General features: G+C 73.6%; 10 protein-coding genes and 1 pseudogene. 6 read left to right on the top strand and 5 right to left on the bottom strand.

Features of this window, described 5'->3' with window-relative positions:
• Positions 1-81: 81 nt before the first annotated feature.
• The 4 genes and pseudogenes from OP18_RS33130 to OP18_RS61050 form a co-directional block, all read left to right on the top strand.
• A complete protein-coding gene (locus OP18_RS33130; protein WP_033363044.1) occupies positions 82-2,646 on the top strand; it encodes a fibronectin type III domain-containing protein in 2,565 nt (854 codons plus the stop codon).
• 121 nt (positions 2,647-2,767) lie between these two features.
• Positions 2,768-3,724: an AAA family ATPase gene (locus tag OP18_RS33125; protein WP_245635608.1), complete on the top strand. Its 957-nt coding sequence runs from the start codon at positions 2,768-2,770 to the stop codon at positions 3,722-3,724.
• A 2-nt stretch (positions 3,725-3,726) separates the two neighbouring features.
• Positions 3,727-4,953, top strand: coding sequence for a DUF58 domain-containing protein (locus OP18_RS33120; protein ID WP_033363042.1), 1,227 nt, complete (start codon positions 3,727-3,729; stop codon positions 4,951-4,953).
• A gap of 32 nt (positions 4,954-4,985) precedes the next feature.
• Positions 4,986-6,458: pseudogene (locus OP18_RS61050) on the top strand (transglutaminase TgpA family protein); the annotation flags it as partial.
• A 722-nt stretch (positions 6,459-7,180) separates the two neighbouring features.
• Here OP18_RS61050 and OP18_RS55775 read toward each other — a convergent pair.
• The 4 genes from OP18_RS55775 to OP18_RS33095 form a co-directional block, all read right to left on the bottom strand.
• Positions 7,181-8,374, bottom strand: a complete 1,194-nt coding sequence (locus OP18_RS55775) for an alginate lyase family protein (protein ID WP_033363041.1) — start codon at positions 8,372-8,374, stop codon at positions 7,181-7,183.
• Positions 8,375-8,450: 76 nt separating this feature from the next.
• A complete protein-coding gene (locus OP18_RS33105; protein WP_081971314.1) occupies positions 8,451-9,080 on the bottom strand; it encodes a nucleoside/nucleotide kinase family protein in 630 nt (209 codons plus the stop codon).
• A 7-nt stretch (positions 9,081-9,087) separates the two neighbouring features.
• Positions 9,088-9,906: an SDR family oxidoreductase gene (locus OP18_RS33100; protein ID WP_033363040.1), complete on the bottom strand. Its 819-nt coding sequence runs from the start codon at positions 9,904-9,906 to the stop codon at positions 9,088-9,090.
• Positions 9,906-10,871, bottom strand: coding sequence for an LLM class F420-dependent oxidoreductase (locus OP18_RS33095; protein ID WP_081971329.1), 966 nt, complete (start codon positions 10,869-10,871; stop codon positions 9,906-9,908). Before OP18_RS33095 ends, OP18_RS33100 begins: the two co-directional genes overlap by 1 nt.
• A gap of 128 nt (positions 10,872-10,999) precedes the next feature.
• Here OP18_RS33095 and OP18_RS33090 point away from each other — a divergent pair, with 128 nt between their 5' ends.
• On the top strand, positions 11,000-11,206 hold the full coding sequence (locus OP18_RS33090) for a hypothetical protein (RefSeq protein WP_033363038.1): 207 nt from the start codon (positions 11,000-11,002) through the stop codon (positions 11,204-11,206).
• A gap of 145 nt (positions 11,207-11,351) precedes the next feature.
• Complete coding sequence (locus OP18_RS33085; RefSeq protein ID WP_081971313.1) at positions 11,352-12,770, top strand: GH1 family beta-glucosidase; 1,419 nt, start codon at positions 11,352-11,354, stop codon at positions 12,768-12,770.
• A gap of 122 nt (positions 12,771-12,892) precedes the next feature.
• On the opposite strand, the gene OP18_RS33080 is transcribed toward OP18_RS33085, so the two are convergent.
• The gene (locus OP18_RS33080) at positions 12,893-13,558 is read right to left on the bottom strand and encodes a response regulator (RefSeq protein ID WP_033363037.1); all 666 of its coding nucleotides are present in this window, start codon (positions 13,556-13,558) and stop codon (positions 12,893-12,895) included.
• Positions 13,559-13,694 lie beyond the last annotated feature (136 nt).

The raw sequence follows: 13,694 nt of genomic DNA, 5'->3' as shown, positions 1-13,694 counted from the left end.
AGCGAACAGATCACGATACGCCGGGTATGCAGGGCCAATCGACAGGAATATGATGGGCGCCGGTTTCGGGGAGGGGGCCGCATGGTGAGCTTTCGTTCGCGCAAGGGCGGCGGGCTGGTCACGCTCGGCACCGTCGTGGGCCTGATCGCCGTCCTCGGACTCACGCTGTTCGGCACCGGCGCGGCCAACAACGCGGTGGCCAGCTACGACGTCAGCTCGTGGCTGTGGAGCAACGACAAGGGCGAGGTCGCCCGGGTCAACGGCGTCACCGGCAAGGTCGACACCCGCACGAAGATCACCGACGCGCAGGGGCACACCATGCAGGTGACCCAGAGCGACCGGTTCGTGATCCTGCGGGACCTCAACACCGGCAAGATCAGCGTGCTGGACCTGACCAGCCTGACCCTCGGCGCGACGACCCAGGCCACGCCCGGGCTCGGCGTGACGGTCGCCGTGCACGACGACGTGGCGTTCATCGTCGACACCGTGCAGGGGCAGGTGCGCCAGCTCGACCCGGCGACGCTGCTGCCGGTCGGCGAGACCCTGACGTTCCCGCCCGGGATCTCCGGCGGCACGTTCGACGACACCGGGCGGCTGTGGCTGCTGGTGCCCTCGGAGGGCACCGTCGTGGCGGTCAAGCCGGCGCCGGCGAAGAAGCCCAGCGGCGGCGCGGGCGGCGGGTTCGCGGCCGACCCGACCAAGGTCAAGACCGTCGGCGTCGCCGACCCCAACCACGACCTGGCGCTGTCGATCCTGGACACCGGCGTCGCCGTGCTGGACAAGACCGCCACGACGCTGACCACGCTGCGCGGCGAGGCTCTGAAGAAGGTGCCGCTGCGCCTGACCGGCAACGGCGCGATGCCGCAGCGCACGGTCGGCGGCGACGTGCCGGTGACCGTCGTGGACGACCGGCACGTCTACGTCGTCAACGGCGACTCGGTCACCGACTTCACCGTGCCCGGCGAGAGCCCGAAGCTGCAGCCGTGCGTGGCCTGGTCGGGGCGGTTCTACTGCGCCGACGACGCGACCGGCACGGTCTACGTGCTGGACGCCAGCGGCAAGCCGCTCGACGCGATCCAGATCAAGGCAGGCGGCAAGGCCCTGGAGATCGAGGTCCGCGAGGACCGCATGTTCATCAACGCGCCCGGCGGGTCGACCGCGCGGGTCGTGGACTCCAAGCACCACGTGCAGGTCGTCGACAAGTACAACAACGACGTCGTCGGCGGCGAGGCCCCGCCGGTGCCGCCACCGCCGCCGGCGAAGCCGCCGGTCGGCCCGCCCAGCGCGCCGCCGCGGGTGACCGCGACGCCCGGCAACGCCTCGGCCCGGGTCACCTGGACCGCGGCGCCCGCCAACGGCAGCGCGGTGACGAAGTACGTGGTCGAGGGCGACGGCAAGCAGCACGAGGTCGGCGCGAGCCAGCGGGCGATCGACATCACCGGCCTGACCAACGGGCAGTCCTACCGGTTCACCGTCTACGCGGTGAACGCCAAGGGCAGCGGCCCGAAGAAGGCGGCCAACCCGGTGACACCGACGTCGCAGGTGCCCGACGCGCCGGTGAGCGTGGCGGCGACCGCCAACCCCGACGGCACGGTCACCGTCACGTGGCCGGCCGCCAACGGGCAGGGGCACAAGATCGTCCGGTACACGATCACGACGGTCTCCGGGGACGAGTCGAAGACCTTCGAGTCGGCGCAGCCGACGTTCAAGGTCCCGGCCGGTGAGCTGCCCTACGGCACGCAGGTCGCGTTCCGGGTCGCGGCGGTCAACGACATCGGCGCGAGCTCCGGGCAGTCGCCGCTGAGCCCGTCGGTGGTGCCGTTCACCAAGCCGGGCGCACCCGGCGGCCTGACGGTCCGCGCGGTCACCACGAAGCGCGGCACGATCGTGGCCGCGTGGCGGGCCGCGGAGGACAACGGCGCGCCGATCACGGGCTACGAGGCGACGGTCAACGGCGTCAAGCAGGACCTCGGCACGGGGCTGTCGAAGGAGTTCGGCGGCTTCGGCGACAACGAGCGGGTCACCCTGCAGATCCGGGCGGTCAACAAGGCCGGCGAGGGCGCCCCGGCCAGCGGCGCGGCCAACACCCTGGCGGCACCCACCATGCGCGTCGACACGGCCAACAGCCGGGCCGCGCTGCAGTCGATCACGGTGGCGTTCACCGCGACCGACGGCGGCGGCGCGCCCGCGCGGTGCCGGCTCGACGTCGCCGGGGTCGGCGCGGTGGAGAACGCGTGCGCCGGCTCGCTGACCATGGGTGGTCTGTGGCCGAACACCGACTACAGCTACACGGTCACGATCACCAACGCGGCCGGGATGACGGCCGACGGCACCGGCTCGATCTCCACGCCCGTCTACCAGGGCACCGTGGTCTGCGGCAACGCCAGCTACTGCGGCCACGGCGCGCCCAACGGCGGCATCTGGGTGTACCGGACGGCGACCCAGAACGGCTCGGCGGTCGGCGACGTCTACGCTCCCGACCGTTACACCGCGATCTGCCAGACCAACGGCTCCAGCGTCGACGCCACCCCGTGGGGCGGCAAGCGGAGCAGCGTCTGGATCAAGATCAGCTTCAAGGGCGAGAACTACATCCCGTACGCGTGGTTCGACCTGCCGAACGGCACCGGACCCTTGAAACAGTGTTGAGCGCATGGCCGGCAGGAGCACCGTGAGCACACCCGAACCACCCCCTGGCACCCAGCCCGTCGCACCGCCCGTCGCACCGCCCGTCGTGCCGCACGACCAGGGTCCGCCCGGCCCCGAGGAGATCGCGGCGGCGGCGGACCTGGTCGGCCGGCTCGCCCGCAACATCGACTCGATCGTGCTGGGCAAGCAGCAGGTGATCCGGCTGACCATGACGGCGCTGCTCGCCGAGGGCCACGTGCTGCTCGAGGACGTGCCCGGGGTCGGCAAGACGACCCTGGCGCGGGCCATGGCGGCCAGCGTGCAGGGGCAGTGGCGGCGCATCCAGTTCACGCCCGACCTGCTGCCGTCCGACGTCACCGGGGTCACCATCTTCAACCAGGCGACCCGCGGCTTCGAGTTCCACCCCGGGCCGGTGTTCGCCAACATCGTCATCGCGGACGAGATCAACCGGGCGTCGCCGAAGACGCAGTCGGCGCTGCTGGAGGTCATGGAGGAGCGGTACGTCACCGTCGACGGCGTGCGGCACGCGGTGCCCAGGCCGTTCCTCGTCGTCGCCACGCAGAACCCGATCGAGATGGACGGCACGTACCGGCTGCCGGAGGCGCAGCTGGACCGGTTCCTCATGAAGCTCGCCGTCGGCTACCCGAGCGAGGCGGTCGAGATCGAGGTGCTGCGCGGCGCCGTGACCCGGTCCCCCGAGGCCCTCGACCCGGTCACCGACACGCAGGTGGTCGCGCAGCTGGTGCGCCTCGCCCGGCGGGTGCACATCGCGGATCCGCTGCTCGGCTACGCGGTCCGGCTGGGCAACGCGACCCGCGCCCATCCGCGGGTGCGCGTCGGCGTCAGCCCCCGCGGCGTCATCGCGCTGACCCGGGCCGCGTCGGCGTACGCGCTCATCGACGGCCGCGGCTACGTGGTGCCCGAGGACCTCAAGGCCCTCGCCGAGGCGGTGTTCGCGCACCGGCTGCTGCTGTCGCCCGACGCGCAGGTCCGCGGCGTCGCGCCCGGCGACGTCGTGCGCGAGGTGCTCGACGCGGTGCCGGTGCCCGTGCCGGCCGCAGCACCCGCCACGGTCTGACGATGCGGCTCACCTCTCGCGGGGCCGGTCTGTCCGCGGCCGCGACGGTCCTGCTCGCCGTGGGGTTCGGGTTCCAGTACGCGCAGCTCACCGTCCTCGGCACGGCCGCCGTCGCCGCGGTGCTGTTCGGGTTCGCGTACGTGTGGTGGCGGCCCCGGCTGACCGTGCGGCGGGCCGTCGACCCCGACCGGGTCATGCGCGGCGAATCCAGCACGGTGACGCTCACCGTCGGCAACAGCAGCCGGCTGCGGGGCGCGACGCTGGTCGCCCACGACCGGTGCGGCCCGGCGGCGGTGCCGGTGCCGCTGCTGCGCCTCAAGGCCGGCGGCACCACCACCGCCTCCTACCCGGTGCCGACGGCCCGCCGCGGCGTGGTCGAGATCGGGCCGCTGCGCGTCGTGCGGCGCGACCCGCTCGGGCTGCTGACCCTCGCGCGCGGCTACGGCGGCGTCAGCAAGGTGTGGGTGTACCCGACGGTGCACCACCTGAGCGCGGTGCCGACCGGGGTGATGCGCTCCCTCGACGGGCGGGTCGACCGGGTGCCGCACGGCAGCATCACGTTCGACACGCTGCGGGAGTACGTCGTCGGCGACGAGCTGCGGCACGTGCACTGGCGCACGACCGCCCGGGTCGGTGAGCTGATGGTCCGCGAGCACCTCGACACCAGCCTGCCGCGGCTGGTGGTGCTGCTCGACGACCGCCTCGCCGCCTACCCCGACGCCGACCGGGCCCAGGCCAGCGAGCACTTCGAGTCCGCGTGCGAGGCGGCCGCGTCGATCGTGATGGCGGCGTTCCGGGAGGAGCTGCCGGTGACGCTGCGGCTGGCCCGCGGCGGGCACGCGGCCGGCCGGGACACCCGCGCCTACCTGGACCTGCTCGCCGAGGCGACCCTCGCCACCGGAAGCGGCGGCGCCGACGGCGACCGCAGTGCCGACGGCGACGGCGGCCGTGGCGGCGACGGCGGCCGTGGTGGCGACCCGCTGGACGCGACGGTGGCGCAGCTGCGCACCCGCCGCGCCGGCGACACGCTCGTCTACCTGACCGGGCCCGGCGGCGTCGCCGACCTCGGGCGGGTCGGGACGCTGCGGGCCGCGTACCCGTCGCTGGTCGCCGGCGCGTTCGGCACCGCCGACGGGGAGGTGCCCACCGCTTTGCCGGGCCTGCAGGTGCTCGCCGCCGCCGACGGGGCCGACTTCGCCGCCGCGTGGGACGGGGTCGGCGCGTGGTGAGGCGGCTGCTGGTCGCCGTGGCCCTGCTCGGCATGCTGGTCATGGCCGCCTTCGCGCTGTCGCCGATCTACCACGGCCCGCTGCTGCTGCAGCTGATGGCGGGCGCCGCCGCCGGCGCCGTCGGCATCAGCGTCGCGGCCCGCCGCCTGCCCGGCTGGAGCGCGGCCCCGCTGAGCGTCCTCGGCCTCACCGCGGCCGTCATGATCGCCATGCGGGTCTCCTCGGCCGCGGCCGGCGTCGCCGGTGACCTGCCCGCGCTGCGCGAGGCGCTGCGCAACAGCATCCCCCGGCTGCTGCTCGCCCTGATCCCGATCGAGCCGCAGCCGGACACCGTGCTGCTGCCGGTGATCCTCACCTGGCTCGCCGGGCTGGCCGCCGCCGAGCTCGGCGTGCGCTACCACCGCGTCCTGCTGTCCTACGCGCCGCCGACGGTGCTGTTCGGCGGCGCGCTGTACCTCGTCGGCCCCAACGGCACGGCGGCGAGCTGGGTGCCGCTCGCGTTCGCGGGCTTCGCCGCACTCGGGCTGATCGTGTCCAACCGGCCGCCGCCGGCGGAGTCCGACCAGCGGCTCAGCGCCGACCAGCGGCGCACCCTGCGGCTGCGGGTCGGTGCCGGGGCCGTCGCCGGCCTGGCCGCGATCGTCGCGCTGTCGCAGCTGCTCGGCCCGAGCGTCGCGGCCAAGGTCGGCACCAGCCCGGCCGAGCCGCGCAACATGGTGACCCCGCCGCAGCTCGACTCGCTCGACGAGAGCCCGCTGGTCCGGCTGTCGGGCTGGGCGCTCAACCACGACCAGCATCTGTTCGACGTCGAGGTCACCGGCACCGACGCGCCGCCGCCGGTCCGCCTCGCGGTGCTCAACGACTACGACGGCGTCACCTGGCGCGTCGGCGCCACCTACCGCAACGCCGGCCGGGTGCTGGCGGCGAAGCCGGTGCTCACCGACCCGCAGGTCCGGCAGGTGTTCCGCATCGCCGACCTCGACGGGCGGCTGCTGCCCGGCATCGCCACCCCGGAGGAGGTCAACGGCGTGCGGGTCGCCGTCGACACCACCGACGGCACGATGATCCTCTCCGACGGGCTGCGGCCAGGGCTGCGGTACAGCGTCGTGTCCCGGGCGCACCGCCCCGACGAGAACGCGATGCAGGTCGCCGACGTGCCCAACACCGACGCCGTGGCCCGGCACCTGGCGCTGCCCGGCAAGGTGCCCGACTCGATCGCGCAGCTGGCGCAGCACCTCGGCGAGGGCGTGTCGTCGCCGTACCAGAAGGCGTTCGCGATCGTCGGCTGGCTGTCGGAGCACTACAAGGTGGTCGGCGACGCCCCCAGCGGCCATGCCTACCCCAACGTCGAGTACTTCCTGTTCGGCCCCAAACAGGCCGGCGGGCAGAAGGGCACGTCGGAGCAGTTCGCGGCGGCGTTCGCGGTCCTCGCCCGGCTCATGGGGCTGCCGACCCGGCTGGCCGTCGGGTTCCGGGTCGCCGCCGGGCGCAACGAGGTCCGCGGCGGCGACGCCGTCGCCTGGCCGGAGGTGCTGTTCAACGGCGTGTGGGAGCCGTTCGACCCGCTGCCGAAGGCCGACACGGTGCAGCGGCCGACCGAGGACGACTTCCGGCCCAAGCCGCCCGCGTCGCAGCCGCCGCCGGAGACCGTGCCGGCACCGTCGGGCTCGGCCGCGTCGCCGTCGGCGAAGCCGGCCGTGGCCCCGACCGGCGACGGGTCCGGCAAGGGCTCGGGCACCGGGGTCGCGGTCGCGATCGGCGCCGGTTCCCTCGGGCTGGCCGTGTTGGCGTTCGCGGTGGCGGTACCCCTGGCGAAACGCGTCCGCAGGCGCCGCCGGCTCACCCGGGGCACCCCGGCGCAGCGCGTCGAGGCCGCCTGGGCGGAGGTGCTCACGGGGCTGCGGCTCGCCGGGCGGCCCGCCCCGCCGCACCTGACGGCGTCCGAGGTGGCCCGGTTCGCGGCGACCGCGGCCACCAGGCTCCGGCGGCCCAGGCTCCGGCGGCCCAGGCTCCGGCGGCCCAGGCTCCGGCGGCCCAGGCTCCGGCGGCCCAGGCTCCGGCGGCCCAGGCTCAGGCGGCCCGGGCTTCGGCGGCCCGGGCGAGGAGCAGGCCGCCCGGGCCGCCGTGCAGGCCGTCGCGTACGTCGACGAGCTGCGCGCCAGGCGGGGGTTCTGGCGCCGGCTGAGCTGGACGCTCGACCCCCGCCCGCTGTTCTGGAGGTAGTAGGTCAGGCCGGGTTGTCGGCGTGGGTGAGGGTCTCCCACGCGACGAACAGGTTGTTGCTGCCGGCCGGGCGGGACTGCTCGGTGAGCCGCTGCGTGTTGGACATCGCGATGCCCATCCGGTTGTGCAGGGCGTTGTAGCCGACCTCGGTGACCGGGCCGAGGCCCAGCGTCAGCTTGCCGCCACACAGCCAGGACGGCACGCTCTCGCCCAGCTGGTACTTGCTGTGGAAGCCGAGCGCGTGGCGGAGCCGGTCGGCGATCTCCGGGTACACGTCGGCGCCCTGGATGCGGGTGGTCTCCGCGACGTGCGAGATCGCCGAGATGCCGTAACCGGTGTGCGTGAAGTCGCGGCAGGTCTCCTGGGACAGGCCGTCGACGAACGTGCTCTGCCCCTGCCAGTAGTTGATGATCTCGGTACGGGTGTCGATGCTGCCGATGCCCTTGGGCAGCGCGCCGTCGGCGGTCACGTACAGGTACGCCGGGACGCGGGCGCGGAACTTCGCCATGGCCTTGTCCCAGCTGGTGCGGTCCTCCAGGAAGACGGAGATGCCGATCGCGGCCTCCATCATGGACAGTTCCCAGTTGCCGTTGCTGCTGGAGCCGTTGATGACCTTCGGCAGGTACACCGTGCGCAGCATCGTGGCGAAGCGGGCCTGGTTGGGCCAGGACGAGTACGTGTACCGGATGATCTCGGCGGCGCGCGGCCACGACGAGCCGGCCCAGCCGGTCTGCAGCGGCGCGTTGCTGTTGGTGTGGTCCTTGATGGTGGCGGACCAGGCGTCCATGATCGCGATGGCCTTGGTGGCGTACCGGCTGTCGCGGGTGATGTACCAGGCGAGCGACAGCGTGTACGCGGCGAGGGCGTCCTCGCGCTCGTCGGTGCAGCCGTAGTTGGGGTTGGAGTAGGAGCCGCACTCCACGACCGCGCGGGGCTTCGGGGTGCGCGACAGCGACGCGTACCTGCTGCCGAGCATCTGGTCGTAGGCGGCCTTCCACGGCTGGGCGCCGGCCTGGACCTTGCCACGGACGAAGTCGAGCTGGGCGCGGCTGACGAACACGCCGGGGTGGGCGAACGTGGCGGGCGCCGCGGCGACGGCCGGGGCGCGCTCGGCGTTCACCGCGGCGACGGCGTAGGTCGTGCCCGCCACGGCGATCGCGACCGCGAGCCCGGCGGCGCCGAGGACGAGTCTGCGCATGGTGCTCCTCACGGATAGACAACTGTTAGGCAGGTTGCCTATCCGATCGGTGCGGGTCAATCCGGCACAGGAAGATTTAACCCGCGTTTCGGGTCAGGATGAGGTCGGCCCGGTCCCGGGTGCCGGCGATGACGGCCGCGTTGCGCTCGTCGCTGCGCTCCACCCAGTCGTGCGCGTCGTGCAGGTCGAGCCCCTTCGCCAGCTGCCGGCGCACCAGCGAGTCCTGCCGCAGGTCGTCGGGGGCGTCCAGGTACAGCACCAGATCCAGCAGCTGCCGCACCTCGGCCCACGGCCCCTCGTCCAGCAGCAGGTAGTTGCCCTCCACGACGATGACCCTGGTGGTGACCGGCACCGGGATCACGCCGCCGATCGACTCGTGCAGGGTGCGGCTGTAGCTCGGCGCGTACACGAGGTGGTCCGCGGCCCGCAGCCGCCGCAGCAGGTGGACGAACCCGGCCGCGTCGAACGTCTCCGGGGCGCCCTTGCGGTCGGCGAGACCGAGCCGGTCCAGCTCCGCGTTGGACAGGTGGAAGCCGTCCATCGGCACGGCCACGCTGCTGTCCAGGGCCGCGGCGATGGCCGTGGACAGCGTCGACTTGCCCGCCGCCGGCGGGCCGCAGATGCCGATGACGCTGCGACCCTCGTGCTGCCGGACGAACGGGCCGATCACGTCGAGCGCCTCACTGAGCACGTCCGGCCTTCTCATGCCGCGCTCATGACTCCAGGCTGGCGGCCAGCCCGCGCATGCCGCTCAGCCACCGGTCGGTGTCGCCCGCCCGGTGCAGGTAGTACTTCTGCACCTCGGGGTGCGGCAGGATCAGGAACCGCTCCGCGGCGAGCCCTTCCACGACGGCCCCGGCGACCGACTCCGCCGACAGCACCGCGCCGCCGGCCGCGGTGACCTTCGCGCCGATGTGCCCGGCGGCGAGCCCGTCCTGCAGCATCGGGGTGTCCACGCCCTGCGGGCACAGCGCGCTGACCTTGATGCCCCGCGCGCCGTACGTGATGGACAGCCACTCCGCGAACGCCACGGCCGCGTGCTTGGTCACCGCGTACGGCGCGTCGCCGACCGCGGTGAGCAGCCCGGCGGCGGAGCAGGTGTGCAGCAGGTAGCCGCCGCCGCGCTCCAGCATGCCGGGCAGCACCGCGCGGGCCGAGGACACGTGCGACTGGACGTTGACCGCCCAGGCCCGCGACCAGGTCTCCGCGGACGCCTCCAGCCCGGCGCCGGTGGTGATGCCGGCATTGGCGCAGAACAGGTCGATGCGGCCGGCGCGCTCCTCGGTCTCGGCGATGAGCTCGGCCACCTGGTTCTCGTCCGTGACGTCGACGGCCACCGCCCTGGCCTCGGTCCCGGCGGCTCGGGTGGCGGCGGCGTCGCCGATCTCGGCGGCCAGGGCCGCGGCGGCGTCGCCGTCGAGGTCGGCCAGGACGAGGGTGGCGGCGCCCTCCGCGGCGAACCGGCGGGCCATGGCGGCCCCGATGCCACCGGCCGCACCGGTGATGACGACGACCTTCCCGGCGATGTCCATTACCGCGCTCCCAACGCCCGCAGGGTGTCCAGCAGGACCTGCGGGCCGCCGGCGGTGAGCTCCGGGGTCGGCAGCAGCGCCATTACCGGGGTCGTGACCCCGGCCTCGGCGTACCGCCGCACGTGCTCCCGGCACCGCTGCGGGCTGCCGTGCACGATCAGCGCGTCGACGACCTCGTCGGGGATCGCCGCGAGCGCCGCCTTGCGGTCCCGGGCCGCCCACGCGTCCCACATGGCCTTGAGCACCTCACCGCGGCCGAGCCAGCGGTGGAACGCCGCGTACGCGGGCACGGTCAGGTAGGCGGCGATGAGCCTGCGGGCCGTCTCCCGCGCCACCCGCTCGTCCTCCGTCGGGCAGACGAAGATCCGGGCGGCGACCTCGAACCCGTCGGCGGCACCGGCCAGCTCCCGGCGGACCGTGCCGACGTCCTCGACCGACAGCCAGTTGAGCACCACGCCGTCGGCCTCGGCCGCGGCCAGTCGCAGCATCTTGGCCCGCAGGGCCGCGAGCAGCAGCTTCGGCGGTACCGACGGCGGCCGCTCCAACTTGAAGCGTCTGACCTGGAACGTGTCGAACGCGCCGTCGACCACCTCGCCGGCGAGCGCGGTGCGCAGGAAGCGCAGCACGTCGCGGCTGCGCTCGAACGGCCGCTCGAACGGCACCGCGTTCCAGTCGCCGACGACGACCGGCGAGGACGCGCCGATGCCGAGCGCGACCCGCCCCGGCGCCGTCTCCGCCAGCGTCGCGGCCTGCATCGCGATCAGCGCGGGGCCGCGGGTGAAGACCGGCACGACGGCGGTGCCCAGCCGCAGCCGCGGCGACCACACGGAGGCCAGGGCCAGGGGCGTGAACGCGTCGGTGCCGGCGACCTCCGACGACCACACGTCCGTGTAGCCCAGGTCGGGCAACGCCTGCAGCAGTGCCGCGTGCTCGGGCAACGGCACACCGGCGAGCGGCACCGTCAGCCCCCATTGGCTGGTCATCAACCGATCATCTCCGCGGCACGGCTGGTGTGGCAAGCGAGAGTGCGGGGTAGCCTTCCTCCGGTTTCTCACACCAGTTTCGTGGACCACGATCGAAGGAGCAGTCACACATGCTTGGTCTGGAGAAGAAGCTCGTCAAGGAGTGGGAAGGCAAGAGCGCCCAGGAGCTGGCCGACGCCCCCGTCACCGCGATCGCCGGCGTGACCGAGGCCGACGCCGAGAAGCTGCTGGCCGCGTTCGGCATCAAGACCGTGCGCGACCTGGGCACCAACAAGTACTTCCGTTGGGCGCAGGGCCTCGTGGCGCTCGCCGACTGATACTCCGGCGCGCTCTCCAGCGCGCTCTCCGGCCGTTCCCGGGTCCGCCCGGGGACGGCCTCGGCGTTTCCGCTTTCTCGCGCCTTTCCTGTTGTGGCGCGTGCGTGGGGTCGTAACGCGTGCGCGACGGAGCTACGTTTGCCGCATGCGACGGCGTCACGTGATCACCCTGGCCGCCGCCGGTGCCGTGACCGCCGGCTGCGGCCCCGGTGGCACGCCGCGGCAGCGGGACTCCAGCGCGCCCGCCGCGCCGGTCGCTCCCGTGGGCCTGGTGTTCCCGAAGGGGTTCGGGTGGGGGGCGTCGACGTCGGCGTACCAGGTGGAGGGCGGCGCGACGGCGGACGGCCGGGGCCCCTCCGTGTGGGACGTGTTCAGCCACGAGCCCGGGCGGACCCGCGACGGCGGCACCGGCGACGTGGCCGCCGACCACTACCACCGCAGTTACGAGGACCTGGACCTCATGCGGGCCCTGGGCCTGAAGAGCTACCGCTTCTCGATCTCGTGGTCGCGGGTCCTGCCGACCGGCCGCGGCACCGTCAACGCCAAGGGCCTCGACTTCTACCACCGGCTCGTCGACGGCCTCCTGGAGCGCGGCATCACCCCGCTGGTCACCCTCTTCCACTGGGACACCCCGCAGGCGCTGCAGCAGGTCGGCGGCTGGCAGCAGCGCGACTGCGCGAAGTGGTTCGCCGACTACGCCAGCACCGTCTGCTACTCCCTCGGCGACAAGGTCCAGTCCTGGCTGACGCTCAACGAGCCGAAGACCGTCGTCGAGGTCGGCTACACCGCCGGCGTGCACGCCCCCGGGGTACGCGACCGCCGCATCGCCAACGTGGCCGGCCACCACCTGCTGCTCGGCCACGGCCTGGCGGTCCAGGCGTTCCGGGCCACCGGCCGCAAGGGCCGCATCGGCGCGGCGCTCAACCTTTCGCCGGTGTACCCGGCCGACGACTCCGAAGCGGCCCGCCGCCAGGCCGTCCTCGCCGACGGCGAGGAGAACCGGCGCTGGCTCGATCCCGTGCTGCTGAGCCGGTACCCCGACGACTGGCTCGCCACGCAGCCCGCCGACGCCCCGGTCCGCACCGCCATCCACGACGGCGACCTGGCCGTCATCGGCGCCAAGAGCGACCTGCTCGGCGTGCAGTACTACAACCCCGCCTACGTGACCGCGAAGGGCACCCGGGTCCAGAAACACCCGACGACGCAGGCCAGCTGGCAGGAGGTGTACCCCCAGGGCCTGTACGACCTGCTGACCCGGATCAAGCGCGACTACGGCGACATCCCGCTCACCATCACCGAGAACGGCATGCCGACGGTGCGGGAGATCGACGACCAGGACCGTATCGCCCTGCTCCGCGACCACCTCACCGCCGCCCACCAGGCGATCAGCGAAGGCGTCCGGCTGGAGGGCTACCACGTGTGGTCGCTGCTGGACAACTTCGAGTGGGCCGAGGGGTACACCCAGCGCTGGGGCATCATCCACGTCGACTACGCGACCCAGCAGCGCCGCCGCAAGGCCAGCGCCGACTGGTATCAGCAGGTGATCGCCCGCAACGGCATCTGAGCCACCTCTCGCCGCCCGGCCGCGTCTGAGCCACCTCTCGCCGCCCGGCCGCATTGCGTCGCCCGGCGGCATCGTGTCGCCCGGCCGCGTCTGAGCGACGCCATTGCCGCCCGGCCCTGGTCTCACCCGAGCCAGCCGGGCCGGACCAGGCCGGCCTCGTACGCGAACACCACCAGCTGCGCCCGGTCCCGCGCCCCCAGCTTGATCATGGCCCGGCTCACGTGCGTCTTCGCCGTGGCCGGGCTGACGAACAGCTTCGTCGCGATGTCCTCATTGGACAGTCCGGCCCCGACCAGCGCCATCACCTCCCGCTCCCGCTCGGTCAGCACCGCCAGCGACATCGGCGCCAGCGGCGCCCTCGACCGGCTCGCGAACTCCTCGATCAGCCGCCGCGTCACCCCCGGCGACAGCAGCGCGTCGCCACCGGCCACCGCCCGCACCCCGCGCAGCAGGTCCACCGGCTCCGTGTCCTTCACCAGGAACCCGCTCGCCCCGACCCGCAACGACTCGAACACATACTCATCGAGGTCGAACGTCGTCAGGATCACGATCCTCACCGCCGCCAGCCGCGTGTCGGCCACGATCTGCCGGGTCGCCTCGAGACCGTCGAGCACCGGCATCCGGATGTCCATCAACACCACGTCCGGCCGCGTCTGCACCGCCAGCCGCACCGCCTCCGCCCCGTCCGCCGCCTCCCCGACAACCTCGATGTCGGCCTGCGCGTCGAGCAGCGCCCGGAACCCCGCCCGCACCAGCGCCTGGTCATCAGCCAGCAGGACCTTGATCACCCTCGCTCCTCCGCTCCTGGGACCGGCCACGCCGCGGCACCGCGCACCCGTGCCGGCACCGCCGTGGCGGCCTTGTCATGGTGCCCACCGCGACCGCCGCCCCCGGACCCGGTCCTGGCCTTGCGCACCAGTCGAT

Origin of the sequence: Dactylosporangium aurantiacum (assembly GCF_000716715.1) — a bacterium.
GTDB lineage: Bacteria > Actinomycetota > Actinomycetes > Mycobacteriales > Micromonosporaceae > Dactylosporangium > Dactylosporangium aurantiacum.
The sequence above is the reverse complement of the archived record's forward strand: the minus strand, read 5'-3'. Positions and strand labels throughout refer to the sequence as shown.

What these genes read in the sequence shown, in the direction of transcription:
- OP18_RS33130 (WP_033363044.1), top strand. Translation starts at nt 82, where the DNA reads ATGGTGAGCTTTCGTTCGCGCAAGGGCGGCGGGCTGGTCACGCTCGGC.
- OP18_RS33120 (WP_033363042.1), top strand. Translation starts at nt 3,727, where the DNA reads ATGCGGCTCACCTCTCGCGGGGCCGGTCTGTCCGCGGCCGCGACGGTC.
- OP18_RS55775 (WP_033363041.1), bottom strand. Translation starts at nt 8,374, where the DNA reads ATGCGCAGACTCGTCCTCGGCGCCGCCGGGCTCGCGGTCGCGATCGCC.
- OP18_RS33105 (WP_081971314.1), bottom strand. Translation starts at nt 9,080, where the DNA reads ATGAGAAGGCCGGACGTGCTCAGTGAGGCGCTCGACGTGATCGGCCCG.
- OP18_RS33100 (WP_033363040.1), bottom strand. Translation starts at nt 9,906, where the DNA reads ATGGACATCGCCGGGAAGGTCGTCGTCATCACCGGTGCGGCCGGTGGC.
- OP18_RS33090 (WP_033363038.1), top strand. Translation starts at nt 11,000, where the DNA reads ATGCTTGGTCTGGAGAAGAAGCTCGTCAAGGAGTGGGAAGGCAAGAGC.
- OP18_RS33085 (WP_081971313.1), top strand. Translation starts at nt 11,352, where the DNA reads ATGCGACGGCGTCACGTGATCACCCTGGCCGCCGCCGGTGCCGTGACC.